General features: G+C 34.7%; 22 protein-coding genes. 2 read left to right on the forward strand and 20 right to left on the reverse strand.

Annotation, left to right across the window (positions count from 1 at the left end):
* Nucleotides 1-16: 16 nt before the first annotated feature.
* The gene (gene yqeH, locus CD30_RS09880; protein ID WP_036176082.1) at nucleotides 17-1,120 is read right to left on the reverse strand and encodes a ribosome biogenesis GTPase YqeH; all 1,104 of its coding nucleotides are present in this window, start codon (nucleotides 1,118-1,120) and stop codon (nucleotides 17-19) included.
* Nucleotides 1,117-1,638 carry a YqeG family HAD IIIA-type phosphatase gene (locus CD30_RS09885; RefSeq protein WP_036176085.1) on the reverse strand — a complete coding sequence of 174 codons (522 nt, stop codon included), beginning with the start codon at nucleotides 1,636-1,638 and terminating at the stop codon, nucleotides 1,117-1,119. The genes yqeH and CD30_RS09885 overlap by 4 nt, the downstream gene beginning before the upstream one ends.
* 234 nt (nucleotides 1,639-1,872) lie before the next feature.
* On the opposite strand from CD30_RS09885, the gene sigK reads away from it, so the two are divergent.
* A complete protein-coding gene (gene sigK, locus CD30_RS09890; RefSeq protein WP_036176087.1) occupies nucleotides 1,873-2,607 on the forward strand; it encodes an RNA polymerase sporulation sigma factor SigK in 735 nt (244 codons plus the stop codon).
* Nucleotides 2,608-2,900: 293 nt separating this feature from the next.
* Here sigK and mtnN read toward each other — a convergent pair whose 3' ends face one another.
* The 13 genes from mtnN to alaS all read right to left on the reverse strand — a co-directional run bounded on the left by mtnN (nucleotide 2,901) and on the right by alaS (nucleotide 15,035).
* Entirely contained in the window at nucleotides 2,901-3,593 is a 693-nt protein-coding gene (mtnN, locus tag CD30_RS09895; RefSeq protein ID WP_036176090.1) for a 5'-methylthioadenosine/S-adenosylhomocysteine nucleosidase, read from the reverse strand.
* A 55-nt stretch (nucleotides 3,594-3,648) separates the two neighbouring features.
* A complete protein-coding gene (locus CD30_RS09900) occupies nucleotides 3,649-4,389 on the reverse strand; it encodes a YrrS family protein (RefSeq protein ID WP_036176093.1) in 741 nt (246 codons plus the stop codon).
* 218 nt (nucleotides 4,390-4,607) lie between these two features.
* Complete coding sequence (gene greA, locus CD30_RS09905) at nucleotides 4,608-5,093, reverse strand: transcription elongation factor GreA (protein WP_036176096.1); 486 nt, start codon at nucleotides 5,091-5,093, stop codon at nucleotides 4,608-4,610.
* Nucleotides 5,094-5,338: 245 nt separating this feature from the next.
* On the reverse strand, nucleotides 5,339-5,977 hold the full coding sequence (udk, locus tag CD30_RS09910) for a uridine kinase (RefSeq protein ID WP_036176100.1): 639 nt from the start codon (nucleotides 5,975-5,977) through the stop codon (nucleotides 5,339-5,341).
* Nucleotides 5,978-7,255, reverse strand: a complete 1,278-nt coding sequence (locus CD30_RS09915; protein ID WP_036176103.1) for a peptidase U32 family protein — start codon at nucleotides 7,253-7,255, stop codon at nucleotides 5,978-5,980.
* Nucleotides 7,256-7,270: 15 nt separating this feature from the next.
* Entirely contained in the window at nucleotides 7,271-8,203 is a 933-nt protein-coding gene (locus CD30_RS09920; RefSeq protein ID WP_036176106.1) for a peptidase U32 family protein, read from the reverse strand.
* 5 nt (nucleotides 8,204-8,208) lie between these two features.
* The gene (locus tag CD30_RS09925) at nucleotides 8,209-8,841 is read right to left on the reverse strand and encodes an O-methyltransferase (RefSeq protein WP_036176109.1); all 633 of its coding nucleotides are present in this window, start codon (nucleotides 8,839-8,841) and stop codon (nucleotides 8,209-8,211) included.
* Between the two features lie 315 nt (nucleotides 8,842-9,156).
* Entirely contained in the window at nucleotides 9,157-10,275 is a 1,119-nt protein-coding gene (gene mltG / locus CD30_RS09930; protein WP_088350758.1) for an endolytic transglycosylase MltG, read from the reverse strand.
* Nucleotides 10,276-10,487: 212 nt separating this feature from the next.
* A complete protein-coding gene (locus CD30_RS09935) occupies nucleotides 10,488-11,006 on the reverse strand; it encodes a DUF1292 domain-containing protein (protein ID WP_036176112.1) in 519 nt (172 codons plus the stop codon).
* 72 nt (nucleotides 11,007-11,078) lie between these two features.
* On the reverse strand, nucleotides 11,079-11,390 hold the full coding sequence (locus CD30_RS09940; protein ID WP_036176115.1) for a DUF1292 domain-containing protein: 312 nt from the start codon (nucleotides 11,388-11,390) through the stop codon (nucleotides 11,079-11,081).
* Nucleotides 11,391-11,564: 174 nt separating this feature from the next.
* A complete protein-coding gene (gene ruvX, locus CD30_RS09945; protein WP_036176117.1) occupies nucleotides 11,565-11,990 on the reverse strand; it encodes a Holliday junction resolvase RuvX in 426 nt (141 codons plus the stop codon).
* 5 nt (nucleotides 11,991-11,995) lie between these two features.
* A complete protein-coding gene (locus CD30_RS09950; protein ID WP_036176121.1) occupies nucleotides 11,996-12,262 on the reverse strand; it encodes an IreB family regulatory phosphoprotein in 267 nt (88 codons plus the stop codon).
* Nucleotides 12,263-12,374: 112 nt separating this feature from the next.
* Nucleotides 12,375-15,035, reverse strand: coding sequence for an alanine--tRNA ligase (gene alaS, locus CD30_RS09955; RefSeq protein WP_036176124.1), 2,661 nt, complete (start codon nucleotides 15,033-15,035; stop codon nucleotides 12,375-12,377).
* Between the two features lie 527 nt (nucleotides 15,036-15,562).
* Between alaS and CD30_RS09960 the strand changes: the two genes are divergently transcribed.
* Nucleotides 15,563-16,252 carry a YjbE family putative metal transport protein gene (locus CD30_RS09960; protein WP_052126131.1) on the forward strand — a complete coding sequence of 230 codons (690 nt, stop codon included), beginning with the start codon at nucleotides 15,563-15,565 and terminating at the stop codon, nucleotides 16,250-16,252.
* Nucleotides 16,253-16,326: 74 nt separating this feature from the next.
* Here CD30_RS09960 and CD30_RS09965 read toward each other — a convergent pair whose 3' ends face one another.
* From CD30_RS09965 to recD2, 5 genes are all read right to left on the reverse strand, one after another.
* On the reverse strand, nucleotides 16,327-17,349 hold the full coding sequence (locus CD30_RS09965) for a threonine aldolase family protein (RefSeq protein WP_036176127.1): 1,023 nt from the start codon (nucleotides 17,347-17,349) through the stop codon (nucleotides 16,327-16,329).
* Nucleotides 17,350-17,511: 162 nt separating this feature from the next.
* Nucleotides 17,512-18,282, reverse strand: a complete 771-nt coding sequence (locus tag CD30_RS09970; RefSeq protein WP_036176131.1) for a sporulation protein — start codon at nucleotides 18,280-18,282, stop codon at nucleotides 17,512-17,514.
* Between the two features lie 170 nt (nucleotides 18,283-18,452).
* On the reverse strand, nucleotides 18,453-19,103 hold the full coding sequence (locus CD30_RS09975; RefSeq protein WP_052126132.1) for an SIMPL domain-containing protein: 651 nt from the start codon (nucleotides 19,101-19,103) through the stop codon (nucleotides 18,453-18,455).
* Nucleotides 19,104-19,117: 14 nt separating this feature from the next.
* Nucleotides 19,118-19,570 carry a DinB family protein gene (locus CD30_RS09980; RefSeq protein WP_036176134.1) on the reverse strand — a complete coding sequence of 151 codons (453 nt, stop codon included), beginning with the start codon at nucleotides 19,568-19,570 and terminating at the stop codon, nucleotides 19,118-19,120.
* Between the two features lie 124 nt (nucleotides 19,571-19,694).
* Nucleotides 19,695-22,190 (reverse strand): SF1B family DNA helicase RecD2, encoded by a 2,496-nt coding sequence (gene recD2 / locus CD30_RS09985; RefSeq protein ID WP_036176137.1) that lies wholly within the window; start codon nucleotides 22,188-22,190, stop codon nucleotides 19,695-19,697.
* Nucleotides 22,191-22,427 lie beyond the last annotated feature (237 nt).

Below are 22,427 nucleotides of genomic sequence, written 5' to 3' on the forward strand. Positions count from 1 at the left end.
CATTTCTTTATATTTTTTAAATTAATGAAGGTCTTATAAACACCTCAACACCTCTAGGCGCGTAAGCAGCAACTACTACGTTTGGATGTTGTACTGTTATCCAACCAAGACCTGAAATTACAACATCTGTTTTCCCATCTTTAATAGAAAACTCATGACGAACCAATTCAGGTAGTTGATCAATAAATTTTTGTGAAGGTGGAGATAATAGCTCCCCTTTATGTTCCTCATAGATCGTATCTGCCTTTTCAAGCTTTGTACGGTGGATTGGTAGGTCATTAGCTGCATAAATAGTGAAGGCTGAACGTTCGCCTTTTATAAAATCAAACCTTGCTAATGCCCCTATAAACAGTGACTGTCCTTCATTTTGTTGATAAACTTTTGGCTTAATCTCTTTCTTCGGCGTAATATACTTAAGCTCACTAGCGTCAATATGATGAGCCATTTGGTGATGATTGATGATACCAGGTGTATCAAAAAGTGCCGAACCATCATCTAACGGAATTTCAATCATATCTAATGTTGTACCAGGAAAATATGAAGTCGTTATAATATTCCCTTCACCAGTTGCATGTTTAATGATTCGATTGATAAATGTGGATTTTCCAACATTCGTACAACCTACAACAAAAACATTTTGACCTTCTCGATAATTTTCAATTGCTTCGACAACTTCCTCCATACCTTGTCCTTTATGAGCACTTACTAATAGAACATCAATAGGCTGTAATCCTAAAACCTTTGCTTCTTTCTTTAGCCAGTTTATTACTTTTTTCGGCTTCACCGATTTTGGTAATAAGTCTGCTTTATTTGCAACTAAAAGGACGGGATTATTTCCAACAAAACGGTGTAAACCAGGTAGCCAACTACCATTAAAATCAAAAATATCGACGATTTTTACGATTAGACCTTTTTGTTCTCCTAGGCCATTCAAAATACGTAAAAAATCATCGTCAGTTAAACTTACTGGTTGTATTTCATTATAATTTTTCAAGCGAAAACAACGTTGACAAATAATTGTTTCCTTTTCTAATGAAGAAGCAGGAGTATACCCCACTTCTTTTGGATCTTCAGACTGAATTTTTGCACCACAGCCTATGCAATGTAGCACCTCTGTCATTCTTTTTCCTCCCATGTTTTAATACCTCTACGCTTCAATGAATTAAACACACGTCTTTCAACAAAACGATTAAATTTTGTTACAAGTCCATCTGATTCTGCTACAGGTCGAACTAAAATCGTATATAATTTCAAACGATTTGCTCCCATAATATCCGTTAACAATTGATCGCCTACCATAATAACCTCATGACGCTCTAATTGAAGCTCTTTCAAAGCTGCTAAATATGCGGCACCTAATGGTTTTCTTGCTTTATATATAAAGGGAATTCCTAATGGCTCTGCAAATCGTTTCACTCTTTCTTGATTGTTGTTTGAGGCGATGATTATTTTAATACCTGCCGCTTCCATTTCTTTCATCCAATTGGCAATCTCTTCTGTTGCATCATGTCGATTCCATTCAATTAGCGTATTATCTAAATCCGTAATAATACCTTTTATTCCTAAATTCGATAACTTTTCTGGAGTTATTTCATATACTGAAGTTACAAACTCCTTTGGCAATAAAAAATTATACAATGCTTATACCCCTTCGATCATTTTATTATTTGATTATATCATACTGAAAATGGTTGTCCTACCAACAACCATAGACAATTTGCATATTATAGGTATTAGAATGAAATTTTCCAATTGAATAAAATTTCATAAGTTTTTTGTTGAATAATATTTTTCACTGTTTCTTTTTAAGTATTTTCATTTTCAAGCGGTTAAAATCATATAATGTCGAAAAAGGTAGAAAGGATGACGTAACTGAGCGGAATCTTTGCGTCACTTATGCAGCTTTGGTTAGATATCCCTTCTTTCCTTGGATATCTAAAAGGTCAGGCGTTTCACAAACCATTTACAAAGGAAGAAGAAGCAAAAGCAATAGAACGCTTTATGGCTGGAGATGAACAAGCACGACTCGATTTAATCGAGAGAAATATGCGACTAGTAGCACATGTTGTAAAGAAATTCCACCCAGCACACGAACAATTAGATGATTATATTTCAATTGGAACGATTGGATTAATGAAAGCAGTTAGCAGTTACACCCCAGATAAAAAAACTCGTCTCGCTACTTATGCAGCACGATGTATAGAAAATGAAATATTGATGCATTTACGTGCTCAGAAAAAGGTACAAAAAGATGTATCCTTATTCGAACCAATTGGCGTAGATAAAGAAGGACAATCTTTACAAATACGAGATCTTCTACAAATGGATGAACAACCTGCCATCGATAAAATTGAACAAAAGGAAAGCTTCGAACAACTATATGAGTACTTAAACACACTCGAACCGAGAGAACTTGAAATAATTGTTTACAGGTATGGGTTAAACAATAATGATCCTCTTACTCAAAAAGAAATAGCTAAAAAGTTAAAGATTTCAAGGAGCTACGTGTCTCGCATCGAAAAACGTGCACTTGTCAAATTATATCAGCAATTCAAGCATAATCAAATTCAGCAAGAAAAAGAAAAGGAAAAAAATAAGGTCCAATAAAAAATGCTCATTTAAGACGTTTGTCTTAAATGAGCATTTTTAAAATTGATTAATTTATTTCTGAAGTATTTGCTCCAAAATATGCAATAATTCCGATTAAAGCAGTTAAGCAAACTGAGCCGGCCAAAATAAATACCATAGACCATTCTCCTCCTTCTTCTAGCTATATTCATCGTAACACGTGTAAATACAGTTTACTGTTATTTTTTTCACATCGTCAAGCTTATATTTGACATTATTGTGAAAAATCAATCATGTAGTTAGACTTATCACGCTGATGCCGATTATAAGTTTTAAAGCTTAGTTATTGTTTTAAGCACGATTTCTGTAGAATGTTTCGCGGCAACTGGAAGAAACTCGTCAAAACTGATATTTGATTCTTTTCCAGCAATATCTGATAGGGCACGAATAACTACGAATGGCGTTTTAAATTGATAACAAACTTGAGCTACCGCTGCAGCTTCCATTTCCACTGCCTTCATCGTTGGGAAATGTTTACGTACTTGTTCCACTCGAACGGCATCATTCATAAACGAGTCACCAGAACAAATTAACCCAACTCCATATTGGTGTTCACCGATTTCAGTTACAGCATCTATAGCAATTTCCATTAATTTTTCATCTGATTTAAATGCGGGGGGCATTTGAGGTACTTGCCCCATTTCATAATTGAAAATAGTAACATCTACGTCATGATGTCTTACTTCATCCGAAATGACAATCGCTCCAACCTCTAAATTAGGGTCATACCCTCCAGCCGAACCGGTATTTATCACAACGTCAGGCTTAAATTCATATAACAATACTGTTGTACTCATAGCAGCATTCACTTTGCCAATACCACTTTTTAATAAAACAACATCTTTACCATTATATGTACCGGTAGTATATTCACTATTCGCTATCGTGACTACCTCTGGATTTGTTAGTTCCTTTCTTAATAATTCTACTTCCTCTTCCATTGCACCAATAACTGCGATTTTCATTTTTATCCTCCAATGATGTAAAATCCTTTTGTTATTAATAAGTTAATCTATCTACTTAATATGTTCCATCAATTTGCTTTAATTTCTCAACTTTTACAGGCTTCCATCCTTGATTTGCAATCCATTGAATTGTCACACGGTATTTTTCTGCTTGGTCTTTAGAAGAGATAACAGAAATGGCTGAATCACTGCTACCATTATTTTTTACAGACCAATATATAACATTTCCTTCAGTTAAATTTACAGCATTGCGAATAGTTACAAGCTTTTCTTCATAATCAATATGTCCAGTTTCATAGGCAGAAACATGTTCACCCGTTTGACTTGTAGGTGTTACTTGCCAATTTGGATCTATTATTTCTTCCAAAACTAATGGATCTGAAGATGAATTTACTGTTGTCGTAGATGAATTATTGCCAGTAATCACATTACTCTCTTCATTAGTAGACTGGGATTGTCCATTTTGTTCGCCATTAAAATCTCCAGATTGTTCAATATCGTTAGTATTCGGTTCTTCTTGCTGTGGTTCCTTTTGTTCGTCCTCTCCAGTACTAACAGCTGGTTGGCTTGATTGTGGAGGATTTGGTGATTGATTTGATTCGCTTGTAGTCTCAGCTTGATTTTGTGCAACGTCTTCTTTATTTGAAAAAATAAAATATAAATTTATAACGATCAATACAGCTACAACTGCAATTAACACATTTAATAGACGATCCAATTTTTTTCGTTTGACAGATCGATTTTCTCTTCTTTTACTTTCAGAACGTGTTAAATAATTACGATCTTGATTTGACATCGATTGAATCCCCCTAAAGTTTATTAAATAAATTTTAACAGCAATCCATTTTAAAAAATATAGGTTCTTCAATTATTTAATTTGTTTTTTATAAATTTAAACTAAATGAAAAAGTCGACAATTTTTGTTACTTGTTGTCGACTTTTATCACGTATATATAACACAAATCACAATCGAAAGGCTATGTATTTTCGTTAGCCGCTCTAGTGAATGAACAATTATTTAGCTGTTTTTATCGAAACGATACGTACTTCCATATCGCCACCAGGAGTTGTTAATTTTACAACATCGTCAACTTTATGTCCTAGTAAAGCTTTAGCGATTGGAGAGTCGTTTGAAATTTTACCTTCAAATGGATCTGCTTCTGCTGAACCAACAATTGTATATTCTTCTTCTTCTCCATCTGGTAGTTCGATGAATGTAACAGTTTTCCCTAATGTTACAATATCACTTTCACCTTCAGATTCTTCAATAATGATTGCATTGCGAAGCATTGATTCTATTGCAGAAATGCGGCCTTCTACAAAGCCTTGTTCTTCTTTTGCAGAATCATACTCCGAGTTTTCAGATAAGTCACCAAAGCTGCGTGCGATTTTGATACGCTCTACAACTTCTTTACGTTTTACTGTTATTAAATGTTCTAATTCTTCTTCTAGCTTTTGTTTCCCCGCTAAAGTCATTGGGTATTGTTTTTCGTTTGCCAAAACACTTCACTCCTTAATTCCTAACATAAATAAACCAGTTCTATGCAATCGTTTTCTTTATAAATGATTTTCATGTGCATAGTATAAAACCCGGTCATTAGAAAAGCATATGACACGAAAGCCCTTTATAGAAGGGCTTTTTGTTCACTTTTCTGATGACCGAATTTTGTTATTGGAATATCGTAATGTTACTTTATAAATGTTTGTTAACTACATGTAAATAATACCAATACTCACTCATCATATTATAGAATGGAAGTAGTTTCAAGAATTGTTTTAATTTTTGTAACCATAAGATCAATCGCTACTTCATTTTCCCCGCCTTCAGGAATAATGATATCCGCATATCTTTTCGTTGGTTCAATAAATGTGTTATGCATAGGGCGGACTGCTGATATATATTGATCAATAACAGAATCGATTGTCCTACCACGTTCCTTAATATCTCGCTCAATTCGACGAATTATACGTAAATCAGGATCAGTATCTACAAATAATTTAATATCCATTAAATTTCGTAGGCGTGGATCTTCGAGAACTAGGATACCTTCAATAATAATTACATCTTTCGGATCAACAGGGATGACCTCAGTTGAACGAGTATGCTGAACATAATCATAAACAGGCTTATCAATAGATTTACGATCTAATAATGTATGAATATGTTCAATTAATAAGTCATTATCAAAAGCTAATGGATGATCATAATTTGTCTTTAAACGTTCTGAAAAAGACATATGACTTTGATCTTTATAGTAATAATCTTGTTCAATTACAACAACAGAGCTCTCTCGGAAAACCTCATAAATGGATTTTGTTACACTTGTTTTACCTGAGCATGAGCCCCCTGCGATCCCTATAACTAGAGGGCGCTTCTTTGACATTTATTTATTCTCCTTTCGCATCATGTTGTATTTGAACAATGGTCGTTCAACTTTAAACCTTACAATTTGTAATGGATGATTGGCTACCGCTATTTCGTTTCCGTGTTCATCCCAAATAGTCCCTACTTCCATTTTAAATGAATCGATGTCAGGACCGAAAAATTCAATTGTATCACCAGTTTTAAAATAGTTGCGTTGTTCTAATGTAACGATTTGTGTTTCTTGATTATAGTCAAGCACTAGACCTGCAAAATCCCATTTCATCTTTGGAGCATTGAATCCAAACATTTGCTGTTTATAGCTTGGTTCACCTTCAAAGAAACTAGATGCAGTTGCACGATTAGCACATCGGTCTAATTCTTCTAGCCATTCTTTTTTAATTTTGAAGTTTTCTGGATCTGCACAATATGCATCAATCACCTTACGATACACAGAAATTACTGTTGCCACATAGTGAATTGATTTCATCCGTCCTTCAACCTTTAAAGAGTCAATGCCTAGCTCAATCATATGTGGGATTGATTCGATTAGCTTTAAATCCTTTGGACTCATTGCAAATGGGGCATCACCTTCATTAAATAACGCTTTTTCTTCCCCATCAATATTTTCATATAAATCGTAGTCCCAACGACAAGATTGACAGCAGCCTCCACGATTTGAATCTCTTGCAGTCATATGATTGGATAATACGCAACGACCTGAATAAGCGATACACATAGCACCGTGAACAAATGCCTCGATTTCAATATCTACTTCTTCTTTCATTTTGCGCATTTCTTCAGCGCCGACTTCACGAGCTAATACAACTCGATGCAGACCTTCTTCTTTCCAATACTTTACAGCTTTCCAATTTGATAAAGATTGCTGTGTTGAAAGATGGATTTCTAACTTAGGTGCAACTCGACGACAAGTTTCAATAATTAAAGGGTCTGCAACAATGATGCCTTTTACACCTACTTCTTCAATCCCTTGTAAATATTCTTCAAGACCATCCATGTTTTCATTGTGAGCAAAAATGTTAGTTGTTACATATACTACAGCTCCATATTTTTTTGCAAATTCAACACCTTCACGCATTTCTTCAATTGTGAAATTATTTGCATTGGAGCGTAAACCAAATTCTTGTCCACCAATAAAAACGGCATCGGCACCGTAATGTACAGCAATTTTTAATTTTTCCAGGCTACCAGCAGGTGCTAGTAATTCTGGCTTTTTCGTAATCACTCGTTTACCATTCACCGTTTCACGAATTTTATCATTTTCTACTAACTGCAGCATTGTTACGCTCCTTTCCTAATATACTGTTTCTTTAAAGATAAACCCTGTGTCTAATGGACGTAAAGCCGGTTGGATTTCTTCAATTTTTTCTAATAGGCTATTTTTAATTTCATCGTAAGCTTCTTCACCTTGATCGAAGTAAGCATCAATTGCTTGACGATAATAATTTGTGACAGTTGTTATATATTCTTCCGTTTGTAAAACACCATCAAATTTTAACGTATCAATCCCTGCTTCAAACAGCTCCGTTAATTCATCGATTAAACACATATCATTTGGTGAAAAGATGTGTGTTCCATTTATATCTTCATAAATTGGGTATTTATTTTTACGTTCTTTGTCATGTATAAACATATTTCGATTTTCTTTACGGTTTTCTACTTCCATCACTTCTCCACGATATAAGAAGTAGTTTCCTAAAAGCTTTCTCTTAGATTGGAACATACAAGTCATTCCATGTACTTGAACTTCAATTTCAGCTTTTGCGTTTTCTTTAATTTCAAGCACTTCATCTAATGAAAGTTCTCTTGCAAGTACTGCTCTTTTCGCACCACGTTCTGCCCAATAATTCACTTGGAACCAGTTTGTCGCTGTTGTCTCTGGGTTCCAATGAAGCGGAATAGTAATTTCATGCTCACGAACAGCCATTAATACAGCAGGGTCGCCAAAAATTAGTGCATCTACTCCGATATTTTGCATTTCCTTTAAATAGCCATCTAAAGCTTCAATTCGATCATTATGGAATAAAGCATTTACCGCAACATATACCTTTTTATTTGCAGCATGAATAATTTCCGTTGCTTCTTTCACTTCATCCACTGTAAATTCCCCAGCCAAACGTAGGCCGAATTGTTGTTCACCAATGACAAAAGCATCTGCGCCACTTTTAATTAAATCTTTTATATGGTTTATTGATTTTGGTGTCACCAATAACTCTGGTTTTGTCATTCTATTCACCTCTTCTTACAAATTAATAGCCCATCTCCTACAGGGAGAAAGGTACTATCATACTGATCATGTGACATAATCCAGTCTGAAAAATTTTTCAAATTGCGTATCATTGTTCGCTTTCTTCTTGGCACTTCTTCTAAGCTCAAGTCGGACAATCCATGCATGTACATATTGTCGATATACAAAATGCCACCTGATGGTACAAGTGGTGAGTACTTTTCAAAAAAGCGCATGTATTGACCTTTTGCGGCATCAATAAAAACAGCATCAAAAGTAGAGTCCAACTGATTGTCTTCCACTTCCAACGCATCCCCTTCAATTACCGTAATTTGATTTGCAACTTCAGAACGAGCGATGAAATTTCTAGCTAATACAACACGTTCTGCATCTCTTTCGATCGTGACAATTTCACTTTTAGGAAGTGTCAAGGCCATTCGTATTGCGGAGTAACCAATTGCAGTACCAATTTCTAAAATTTTAGAAGGGTTTTGGATACGAAGTATTTGATTTAATACATCAATCGCAGGTAATTGCATAATGGGTACATGGTGTTCTTTCGCATAAGACTCCATTTCAATCAACAAATCATTTCTTGGGTGAATAAAGGATTCTATATAAGCATCAGAAAATTCCATTACTTTAGATTCCCTTCAAGTTATTTCTCGCACAAATAAAATAAGTATATAAAACAAAAAAGACCAAACAGTAGTTGGTACTTTATGAAAACATTTATTTATGAACAAAAAATCAAAATATATAATACCACAAAAAACGATAGGAAGGCGAATATTCTAACTAAATTCTTTAAAAGTATCTAATTATACACTTTTTGTTGATATACGCTTTATTCAGACGCTTTCCACTACTATCAACAAACTTTTATATAATCTTAGATGAGTTAAGCTATTTATACAAAAGAATTATATTATATATTCGCTTCCTATTTCGTTTTAACGTAAGTAAGTTTCTATATTTTGTAGGTGTTCTTCATAAGTTTTTGCAAAGTGGTTAGTTCCTTCTGGATCAGCTAAGAAGTATAGATAATCGGTATCTGTTGGATTCAATACAGCTTCAATTGAAGTTTTACCCGCATTTGCAATTGGTCCCGGTGGTAACCCAGTTACTTCATACGTATTATAAGGACTCTCTACTTTTAAGTCTTCATATAACACTTGATCCTTATGTGATCCTAAAGCATAAAGAACTGTTGGGTCCGTTTGTAATGGCATATCCAACTCTAGTCGGTTATAAAATACACTTGCAATTGTTTCACGATCTGTTTGTGCAGTCGCTTCTTCTTCTAGTAGAGAGGCAAATGTTAGTAGCTCATGTACAGTCATTTGTTTTTCTTCAAGTAATGAACTATATCCTAATACAATTTCTTTCGTTTGTGAAATCATTGTTGTAATAATTTCATCTAAAGTAGGATCTTCCTCATAGAATGAATAGGTTGCTGGATATAAATATCCTTCTAGAGCATAACGTAGATTTCCTTCGAGCACTTCTTCTGTAATGATTTCTGGATAAGTCCCTATCATATTTTCGATAAATTCTTCGTCAGTTACTTTAGCCATAAATTCATCTTTTGTGTAATTTGTATTAGTTTCTACAATATTTGCTATTTGTTCAAGGGTTAAACCTTCAGGAATTGTCATTGTAAATATTGGTTTTCTATATACTTTCCCAGTTTTTAAACTTTCAATAATTTCATCTAACGTCATAGATTGAGTTAACGTATAATTCCCTGCTTGAAATTGTGATTCATTTTTAAATTTAGTGTAATATTTAAATATACGGGCATCCTTGATTACACCATTTTCTTGTAAGATGCTCGAGATTGTCGCCAAGCTAGAACCGATTGGAATTTCAACTTCTATCTCGGTTGTTGAATTTGGATCAACAGGTTCTAATGCAGATTTTATGTAAAAATATCCACTTAAAACTACAATAGCTATGATAGCTACTATTACTAATGAAGTGATACCTACTATTTTTCGCACTGTTTTCCCTTCTTCTTTACGTTTCTGAATTTTTTCAAACATTTCTTGTTTTTTTGATTCCTTATCCACGGGTATCCCCCTTTTCTCTTTAATATGATACATAGAAACTATGAATTATTCAAATCCATCTTCCGTATACTATTGTTCTATCAATTACTCCTTTGGAATCATAACATATCAAATACACTATGCCCATTCATATATCATAATATAATTCAACATCCATTTTTCACAAAAAAGCGCTGTGACGAATTGTCACAGCGCTTTGATTTACTATTTTATTAATCAGCTAATAAATCTAATTGTTCCTCGACCTTTGACCACTCTTCATCATTCTCTATTGGAATAAGGTCTAATACTTCACCGTTTTCTCCAGCCATATATGCAGCTGCAAAAATTTCAGATGAAGCTTCTTCATCGGCATAAGTATAAAAAATATAAGACTTTCCAAACTCGTCTAATTCAAATCGATGAACAATCTCGCAAATGACTTCCTCATTGTTTTCATTTGTAATGGTAAAATAGTTTGTTAAATCATCTGTAAATTCTTCTATTAATGTATTTAATACTTCCTCGACCATTTCCCATTCTTCATCAGTTTCTAAAGAAGAGAAATTAGTCATTTGACCATTTTCATCTAATTCATAACGGAGGGCAGAAACATCAGTACTTTCCTCACCATTTTCATTAACAAGTGAATAAAGGACATACGAACGTTCTTCCGAATCAAAAGTAAAAATCACATTGCAAGTTTGTTCTGTACCGTCTTCTGTAACAACCGTAAATAATTGTTCATCCATAAGATACAACCCCCCAATTAATTTTATTTTTCTTAGAAAAAAGGGTAGGCTTACTTGCCTACCCTTTTCTATTTATTCTTCTTCGTCTTCGAATTCATCTTCAAGTGTATTTAACACTTCTTCAATTAAATCCCACTCTGCTTCTGTTTCAATCGGTTCTAACTCTCCATCTTCACCATTCTCAGACGGACTAAATGCAGATGCAAAGATTTCGATTTGTCCTTCATCATCTTCTTCTGCACCAACTAATGAATATAAGACATAAGATTTACCAAATTCCTCAGAATCAAATGTATAAATTACTTCGCAAAGTTGTTCGTTTCCATCTTCATCTACGATTGTAATATGTCGATGTTCGTGTTCGTGATCATGTTCATGTACCATAAAGGTCACCTCTTTAATTTATTTAGAACTTACTATATTTTCTGTGCTACTTTAACTTTTCCGCTTGTTACTAAACAGAGAATAAGATGTTTGAGTACTTTACTTTTGTTTATTTTTGAAAACAAAAAGTTGCATCTACTCACGTAGCATATCAGTTCCGTCTCCAATTATACTTTAAAAGACTGAACCTTTACTATCTAAATATCCTTGAAGGATCATGACAGCCGCCATTTTATCAATTACTTTTTTACGTTTTTTTCGACTCACGTCGGCCTCAATAAGCATTCTTTCAGCCGCCATTGTTGTTAGACGTTCATCCCATAATTTCACTGGCAATTGAAAGGTATCTTCTAGTAGCTTCTTATATTGTTCCGAAGCTTCGCCACGTGGACCTACTGTGTTGTTCATATTTTTAGGAAAACCGACAACAAACTCTGTAACAGCATATTCGGATACAAGTTCTTTTATACGCTCTAAGCCGAATTCGCCTTCTTCTTCGTTGATTTGAATTGTTTCGATTCCTTGCGCCGTCCAGCCAAGAGCATCGCTAATGGCAACACCAACAGTTCTTGATCCAACGTCTAAACCCATAATTCTCATTAAACTTACGCCTCGTTATTCTTCCTAATATAAAATTTCACAAGTTCTTCCAATATTTCATCACGTTCAAGCTTACGAATTAAATTCCGTGCGTCCTGATGGCGAGGGATGTATGCAGGGTCACCAGATAATAAATAACCAACTATTTGATTTGTAGGATTATACCCTTTTTCTTCTAATGAAGAGTATACCTTTAACATCACTTGCTTTACTTCTTGTTCCATTGATTCTTCTGGAAAACTAAACTTCATTGTTTTATCAAACGAACTCAAGACCAGCACCTCGCTCTCATAGATACGGAGTTGCAAGAAAGCCATCTCCGTTTTTCTATATTATAACCGATTATTACCTTAGGTTAAATGAATTTATCATTATAAATCGTTCTTATATAGATTTAACGTAATCATACACAGATTGAAGTGCTTCATCAAGTTTAGACACTTCTTTTGCACCAGCCATTGCAAAATCAGGACGACCGCCACCGCGACCACCGCATAATTCAGCTACAGTTTTGACAATATTACCAGCATGATATTTTCCGCCAACTAAATCCTTTGTTACACCTGCGCAAATCATAACTTTGTCACCATCAACAGCACCTAATACAATAATAGCCTCATCCATTTTTTCTTTTAAATCATCCATCATTTGGCGGAGTTGATTGTTATCTTTAGCATCAACACGTGTGGAAAGAACAGTCACATCACCAATTTTCTTTGCAGCATCAAGAATTTGGCCAGCTTGTGCATTAGCTATTTTCTGTGATAACGATTCATTTTCTCGTTGCAATTCTTTCAGCTCATGTTGCAAGTTCTCAACACGACTTACGATTTCTTTTGGATTTGTTTTTAATAAAGAAGCTGCTTTTTCTAACAGTTGCTGTTCTTCTTTAACCGCTTCGAACGCCACCTTACCAGTTACAGCTTCGATACGGCGAGTTCCGGCACCAATTCCACCTTCAGAAATGATTTTAAATAAACCGATTTCTGAAGTACGATTTACGTGAATACCACCGCATAGCTCAACAGAATAATCACTAACTTGAACTACACGAACTACATCTCCATATTTTTCACCGAATAAAGCCATTGCTCCCATTGCTTTTGCTTCTGCTATAGGCATTTCTTCAATTTCCACTTTAATATCATTCCAAATTTTCTCGTTTACGATACGTTCAACCTGTTCTAATTCTTCTTTTGTTGCTGGGCCGAAATGTGAAAAGTCGAAACGTAAACGATCTGGACCTACATATGAACCTGCTTGGTTAACATGTTCACCTAACACATCTTTTAATGCACGTTGCATAATATGTGTCGCTGTATGATTTTTTATGATTAAGTTACGTTCATCACGGTCAACTGTTGCAGTTACCTCGTCATTTACGTGCATTTCACCTGATTCAATTACAACAGTATGAAGTGATTGACCATTTGGCGCTTTTTGCACATCTTTTACAAATGCTTTAAATGAATCATTTGAAATTGTACCATGATCCGCAACTTGTCCACCCATTTCTGCATAGAATGGTGTTTCAGCTAATATTACAAGTACTTCTTCACCTTCTGAAGCAACTTCTGCGATTTGGCCATTTCCTACTATTGCTAAAACGCGTGTATTTGTTTCAAGAGTGTCATAGCCTACAAAGTTTGATTCCATTGTTAAACTTGAAAGAACCTCTGATTGCACTTGCATTGAATCAACATCTTGACGAGCATTACGAGCGCGTTGACGTTGTTCTTCCATTGCAGCTTCAAAGCCTTCATGGTCTACTGTCATACCTGCTTCTTCTGCATACTCTTCTGTTAATTCAATTGGGAAACCATAAGTATCATAAAGTTTAAATGCATCTGCACCTGGGATTACTGTTAAACCAGCTGCTTTTTCTTTTTCAATTACTTCAGAAAGGATTGCAAGCCCACCATCTAATGTTTCATGGAAACGGTCCTCTTCATTTTTTATCACTCTTGAAATAAACTCATGCTTTTCAGTTACTTCTGGATAGAAGTCCACCATGATTTCTCCGACAGTTGGAACTAACTTATACATAAATGGTTTTTCAATACCAATTTGTTTTGCATAGCGAACTGCTCGGCGTAATAAACGACGAAGTACGTATCCACGACCTTCATTGGATGGTAATGCTCCGTCACCAATTGCGAATGCAACTGTACGAATATGGTCAGCAATTACTTTAAACGGTGTGTTAATATCCTCTTCACTACCGAAAATTTCATTTAAATCAATTTCATTAGGACGTTTATACTTACGACTTGAAAACTCTTCAATTTTTTCGATAATCGGCATGAATAAATCTGTGTCAAAATTAGTAGGCACATTTTGAACAACAGAAGCCATACGTTCTAGACCCATTCCTGTATCAATATTTTGCTTTGGAAGTGGTGTATATGTTCCATCAGGATTATGATTAAATTGAGAAAATACTAGGTTCCAAATTTCTAGGTAACGTTCATTTTCTCCTCCAGGGTATAGCTCTGGATCATTTTCATCATTACCGTATTCAGGTCCACGATCATAGAAAATTTCAGAGTTTGGTCCAGATGGTCCTTCTCCAATATCCCAGAAGTTTCCTTCAATTCGAATTAAACGGTCTTCAGGGATTCCGATTTCATTTTTCCATACATTATATGCTTCTTCATCTTCTGGATGGATCGTAATGGATAGTTTTTCTGGATCGAAGCCCATCCATTTTGAATCCGTTAAAAATTCCCAAGCAAAATGAATTGCTTCTTTTTTAAAGTAGTCTCCAATTGAAAAATTTCCTAACATTTCAAAGAAAGTATGGTGACGTGCTGTTTTCCCTACGTTTTCAATATCATTCGTACGAATAGATTTTTGCGCATTTGTAATTCGTGGATTATCTGGTATTACACGACCATCGAAGTATTTTTTTAATGTAGCAACCCCTGAGTTAATCCAAAGTAATGATGGGTCGTTTACTGGCACTAAAGATGCTGATGGTTCCTGTGCATGCCCTTTCTCAATGAAAAATTCTAAATACTTACGGCGAATATCTGATGCTTTCATGTGTAATGATCCTCCTGTTAAGAATGTAATTGATTTGATTATTTGATGGACTTTATTGTAAAGCTTGCCAAGTACAATAAAAAAAGCCCTCGCTCCCAATAAGGGACGAAGACTTTAAATCTCGTGGTACCACCCTCGTTTATAAGCAAAAAAAGATATGCTTATATCTCGAGCACTGTAACGTACGTGAACGGCAGTGATTAGCTGCACTCTGGATTAGCTTTCAGTTTTCACTTAACCGCAAAGATTCTTTCAGCCTAAGGAACCTCTTTCTGTTTCGGGAGAAAAAACTTACTTTTTCCATCATTGTTTTCATCATATTCTGTTCTAAATTATATGAGAAGGAAAAGTATGTGTCAATTATAACTATCTTTAACAGCTTCCATTTACTTATCCAGATTTAATGAATTCCTTAACCTCATCATGTTAAATCACGAAATTTCTTCAAAATTCATTATTTACTAGCAAACTTCTGAATTATATGGTCCTGTCATATACATAGAGTCGTATAGATTGGAGTGATACATATGGAATTGCTTTCAACAGAGTTTTTCTACGCTGTTTTGTCAATCATTTTTATTGACTTAGTTTTAGCTGGTGATAATGCACTGTTGATTGGTTTAGTTGCGAATAATTTACCAATTAATCAGAGGAAAAAAGCGGTTCTACTAGGTACCTTTAGCGCGATTTTTGTACGAATTATTTTAACAGTTTTTGCAGTCAAATTACTTCAAATTGATGGACTACTTCTGTTAGGAGGTGTTCTATTAATTTATATTTCTTATAAGCTTCTTTTAGCAGATAATTCACCGAAAATTAACCCAGGAAAGAAAAGCTTTTGGGGAGCTATTGGCACGATTCTATTAGCAGATTTATTAATGGGGATTGATAATATTATTGCTGTAGCCGGCGCATCGAATGGAGAAATATTACTCGTCGTCATTGGATTAATAATTTCCATTCCTATTATTGTTTGGGGAAGTGGGCTCGTTATTCGTTTACTAGAATTATTCCCAATTATCATTTTTGCTGGAACTGGGATTTTAGCTTGGACTGCCGCTAAAATGATTGCCAAAGATAATTATGTCTCCGCCTTCTTTCCTTCTGAAAGTGCAATAAATAAATTTGAGGCAATTGTAGTTTTAACAGTATTAATTATTAGTGTTATCGTAAAATTATATTTAATGTTTAAGAAGACAAAAATCGCCCAACATTAAGGGCGATTTTTTTAAGTATTGCTATTAATTATAATCATACACAGCTTGTAAGATTGAATTCTTTGATAATACTCTTAATTTATGATTTTCTTGATATCCTCAATTAATTCCATACATGCCTCTTTTGTTGTAGCCCAAGAGGTAACAAATCGAATCACAATCTCTTCACCGAGATCCTCCCATAATTCAAAATCATAAATTTCTTTTAGCTTTTCTACATGCTCCCTTTTGAAAATAGGAAAAATTTGATTTGTTGAAGATTCGCTTAACATTTTAATGCCAAGCATTGTTAATTCTTCAGTTAACAAACTTGCTAACGCATTTTCATGTTGACCCATTTTAAAATATAAATCATCTTGGAATGCGCGTTCAAATTGGATACCAATCGAATAGCCCTTTGCAAGTAACGCACCTTTACTTTTTATATGATAGCGGAAGTATGGTTTTAATTGATCGTTAAATATAACGATTCCTTCTCCACTCATTAGTCCAATCTTCGTTCCACCAATATACATGACATCACATAAATCTTTAAACATGTTGAGTTTAACATCGCTAGCAGCTAATCCACTTGAAAGTCTCGCACCATCTATAAATAAATATAATTGATGCTGTTGACAATAATCGTATAAAGCTTTTAGTTCTGAATAACTGTATACTGTCCCAATTTCAGTTGACTGCGAAATATAGACCATACCTATTTTGACCATATGTTCATCAGCATGAATTTTTAATGCATTCTCAATATCCTGTGTTGTTAATTTACCATCTACCCCTTCAGATGTATAAACTTTATGTCCTGTTGCTTCAATTGCTCCGGTTTCATGAACATTTATATGGCCTGTTGAGCATGCAAGTACTGCTTCATATGGACGTAATACATAAGATATAACAGATAGGTTTGCTTGCGTTCCACCAGTTACAAAATGGATATCGCAATCTTCTGTTTCAAGTTTTTCTTTGATTAAATTTTTAGCATTTTCCGTATGTACATCTAGTCCATAGCCACTATTTTGTTCCTTACTTGCTTTTAAAAGTGCCTCAAGTATTTCCGGATGGCAAAGCTCGCTATAATCATTTCTAAAGCTGTATTTCATAATTTAACCCTCTTTACTTTCGTTCATAGAACTTTATTTATTCATATACTATAAACTATTTATTTAAATTATGAAATTATAACTTTCAGAATTTTACCTTTCTTTACACAATTAATAAAGCCCAAGAGAAAAAATTCTCTTGAGCATTTGAGTTCTTATTAGTTATGAATATTTTGCTATTGTTTGTTGTAGTCGATCTCGTAAATAAGGAATATCTTGAAGTGTGAAAGTTAATCGTACATTGCTTTCATCTGCATCTAGTGCTTCTGCTAAAAATCCACCAAAACCTCTTGCACGACGATCTACTTGCATTAAAATTTCCACTGCATTTTCCGATTGAGCTAGAAAAACGATTTCTAACTCGTCTAATATTCCACGAAATGGACCGCTAACTGGAACGAATTCAAATTCCTGTATGAATGGATATTTTCCACCATAGCGATAGGAGGCTTTTTCACAATCTGCTTTACGTAATGTAAGTCCAAGATCCGTCACAGCATTTAATAAACTAGAAGCAATTCGTGATGGTCTAATTTCAATATAGTCTTTATCCTCAGAATCAGCGCCACTTTTAATATCTAATTCTGTTTTTATCCACACGCGGGTACTACCAACAGTAATAGGCATTTCATATGGTAATTGGAAAGAGAATGGAATCGTTTTTCGTTCATTCGGACCAATTTTAAATCCTTCACTGACACGAAAATGTTCAATAGGTGCTTTTGATGTGTATTTCGTATCATCTAATTCTTTAATGTAAGTAGTATAAAGTGTTAAAAAAATTGCATCCACCGTTTGTTCTACATTACCTCCATAGATTTCTACTTCACCACGAACAATTTCTCCAGCCTCATAAGATGATTTTTCTAGTTTCGTATCAACTTTAGAAGATCCGATACCCACACTCGCTAGCATCTTGTTAAAAAACGACATTCAATACGCCCTCCTTGAATTTACATACATTGATAATTTTATTTTACGAATTAATTAACAAAATGTTTCATTAAAATTAAGTTTAGGAATAAAAGTTTAATAGAATGTTTGAAACAAAAAAGAAAAAGACATAAATGGAGTAGAAAATAACCATTTATGCCCTTTAAACATTAGTACTTAAACTTTACATTTAATCTTGCACTAATAGTAATTAACCCTTGTTCAATGGGTGTTTGATAGGTTTCTTGGGTTGACACTGACGCTACCCTAAACATAACAGGTGGTGATTCTTCACTTTCCTCAGTAATTTCAATTGGCTCTGGATAGTATGGTAACTTCATTGTTTGTGCTAATGTGTTTGCCTTTGCTACAGCGTTCATGAAGGCAATTTGAAGGGCCTGATGATAATAGTTACTTTCATTAGCCAATTTAAATTCGACAGAAGATATACGATTGGCACCATTTTTCACAGCAACATCGATTACCCTTCCCACTTGGCTTATATCAACTACTTTTACCGTAATGGCATTTGATACCTCATATCCTCTAAATACTTGTTTTCCTTCAATATAATCATATCTTGGATAAATATTATACGAAGCCGTTTGAATATCTTCACGATCAATGTTCATTTCTAGCAATGCTTGAATAACCTGATTCATTAATCTTGCATTTTCATTTTGCGCTTCACTAATGTCCATTGCTTGTGTTACAACCTCTATACGCAATTCAGCATAATTAGGTGCAACCTGTAGCTCACCAATGCCAGTAACCGTTATGACCCTAGTTTTTGAAACGGATGGATGTTTCGAATTTCTCAATATAGACACCTTCCTCATGTTCGAACATAATGTATAAAGTCTATCATGACAGGCTCAAACCCTAATAAACGAAGTCGTCCATTAATTTGCCCACGATGATAATGTCCGTGTAATGCAACATGGGTTAAAATTTCTCTAATGGTATTTTGAAAATCATGACCTTTGCTATTTTTATACTTAATAATTGTCTCTAAATCATCATCTGAAATCGTTAATAAATAGGTGATAATATTCTCCTCGTTTAGCTTAACAAGCTGCGAACATTGATCTAGGTCAATATCTTTCCAAATAGGTATGTGCGAGCTTTCTAAACCTTGCAATCTAGTTAACCAGACATTTTCAGCAAATAGAATGTGGGAAAATATACGAATAACTTCTTGTTGTTCTTCTTTCATCGTATGCAAGCCATCTAAAATTCGTTTATTTGCCCAAATCAAATGCTCAAACATTTTTTGAATTGATTCCAAACAAAACGCTCCCTCTATACATTTTCTCCTCAACATATGCTTTTTTCTTAAATAGATGAGTCATTGCTAAAATAAAAAACCTATTCATTTTAAACGAATAGGTTTTAATTCTAGCTGATTGTCCTTATTCTTCAATTTCCATAAAATCAAAGGGTGAAACGCCATCCATTCCAATTAGAGGATGGACTGTATGAACCGTTTCTGTAGTTAGGGATGGGATAATCGCTTCTCCTAACACGGTAAAGATTTCCTGCTGTTCTTTTATTTCGTTAGGTGCTTTAGTTTCTGACGCAGTAGTAGTTTGAGGTTTGTCCGTTACTATTTCTTCAACTAATACATCATCCGGTTCCATTGGATTTAGTCTTGCTCTTAAGCTCGTTAGTCTCTGTAAGTCATCTGTTTTGGAAAGCCCATTATAAAAAACATCTGGTTCCCCACATAGTATTAAAAAGTTCTTTGCCCTTGTAATTCCTGTATATAAAAGATTTCGTCGAAGCATTTTAGTGTAGCCCCGAACAATAGGCATAATAACGGTTTGGAATTCACTACCTTGAGATTTATGAATGGAACAACAATATGCTAAAGTGATTTGATTTAAGTCACCACGTTGATAAGTAACTTCATTCCCATCGAAGGATACGACAAGTAAATCTTGTTTTTCGATATTTTCTTTCGCTTTAATGATTGCGATTACTTCACCCATATCACCATTAAATATATTACTTTCCGGTTGATTGACAAGCTGTAATACTTTATCACCTATGCGATATACAACATCACCAAAGGCTAATTCTTTTCTAGTTCCACCTTCATTTGGATTTACTAATTCTTGAATTTTTTTATTTAATTGATCGATACCCGCTGGCCCTTTATACATCGGCGCTAACACTTGAATATCTTTAATTGATTGCCCTTTAGAGATAGCGCTTTTTACAATTTGAGTAACGACGCTCGCGACTTGGTCTGCAGAGGCTTTAATAAATGATCGATCAATGGTTTTTTCAGTTAGCTTTGGCGTATCAGGTATATCGCCTTTTTTAATTTGATGGGCAAGCTCAATAATAGTAGACCCTTCTGATTGACGATAAACATCCGTCAATTCAACCGTTGGGATTTCCTTCGAGGCAAGTAAATCTTTCAATACTTGTCCAGGTCCCACTGGTGGCAATTGATCCTGATCTCCTACAAACACCACTTGTGCATCATCTTTAATACTTTTTAACAATTGATGGGCTAACCAAGTATCGACCATTGACATTTCATCTATGATAATGAGTTGTCCTTCTATCTCTCGCTCCGTCTCTTCTTCCTTTTCCAAACCATTAAATCCTAGCAATCGATGAATCGTCATGGCTGGAAGATCAGTAGATTCAGCTAAACGTTTTGCTGCCCGTCCAGTAGGCGCTGCTAGTACAATCGGAAACGGTTCTTCTTTTTTTGCATATTCTTTAGGATTTAAAGACAGTCCATTTAGTTCTGCATATACTTCAACTAATCCTCGTATAACAGTCGTTTTGCCAGTCCCCGGTCCACCGGTTAAAATCATTACGGAATGATTCAGAGCACTTTCAATAGCTTGGACTTGTGTTTCCGCATAGGTAACTTCAAATCGTTCTTCAACTTCGCCAATTGCTTTTCGAATTTCATCCTTTGAAAAACGCTGTTGTTTATCGTCTTGCTTTAGTAAATCCAATATTTTAGATGCAATACCAATTTCACTGAAGTATAAGGAAGGTAAGTAGAGTCTCGTTTCTTCACCACAAATTTTACTTTCCTCTCTCATTTCAATGACCGCTTTTGAAATAGACTCAAATGGGATTTCTTCAGCTTGACTTTGTTCTAGCATGGATTTGACTAGTGGTAATACATGTTCTGCATCCATATAAACATGTCCATCAGATAATGCTGCATTTGTTAAAACATGAAGCACTGCCGCTTTAATTCGATCTGGATGGTTACCCGTCATGCCTAATCTTGCACCTAGTTCATCTGCCCTTCCAAACCCTACACCTTCCACATCTTCAATTAATCGATAAGGATTTTCTGTTAATAGTGAAAGGGTATCTTCCCGATAGGTTTGATAGATTTTCATTCCAAGCTGCGGTCCAAATCCCCATTCATTTAATTGTATAATAATCCTTTCAAGACCTAAATTTTGTTCTAATGATTGGCGAATGGTTTGTTTTTTTTCTTCGTTTAATCTTGGTATTACATCGAGAACATCCGGGTCTTCCATTATTTTCTTTATTGCATCTCCACCAAGCTTCTCAACAATCGTTTCCGCTGTTTTCCGTCCTATTCCAGGGAATAAGTCGCTTGATAAATAATGAACAACCCCCTGTTCTGTTGCAGGTACCTCTTTTACAAAAGTATCCACTTGAAATTGCTGACCGTATTTTGGATGATTTTTGAGCGTACCTGTAAAACGATATAGTTCATCCTCTGCCAATGTAGGAAAATAACCTACAACAATAATTTCCTTCTCATCGAACTGCAAATTTGTTTCCTGTATTTTGATTCTTGTAATGGAATACATATTCGAAGGATTATGAAAAATGGATACGATCGGTCGTCCAAGTACAAACAATTTATTTTCTTCAAATAAATTTATGTTATCCATTCTTCCACCTCCTCACTAACTTTTCTTGTATTTTTGATTTTATCATAACTATTCTAAACTGTCTTTTTCATATGGTTTTATTTACTTAGGTCGGTTGTCTATTATGTGAAGCGAGTTGTCTATTATCGATATGAATTTGTCTATTAAATGTGGTGTTTTGTCTATTATATAAAGTCTGCAAATGCTCACTTTTTAGCCCCCTTAAATATTTAGACACGAAAATAGTTTTTCTTTAAA

It is taken from the genome of Ureibacillus massiliensis 4400831 = CIP 108448 = CCUG 49529, assembly GCF_000772965.1.
GTDB classification, from domain to species: Bacteria; Bacillota; Bacilli; order Bacillales_A; family Planococcaceae; genus Ureibacillus; species Ureibacillus massiliensis.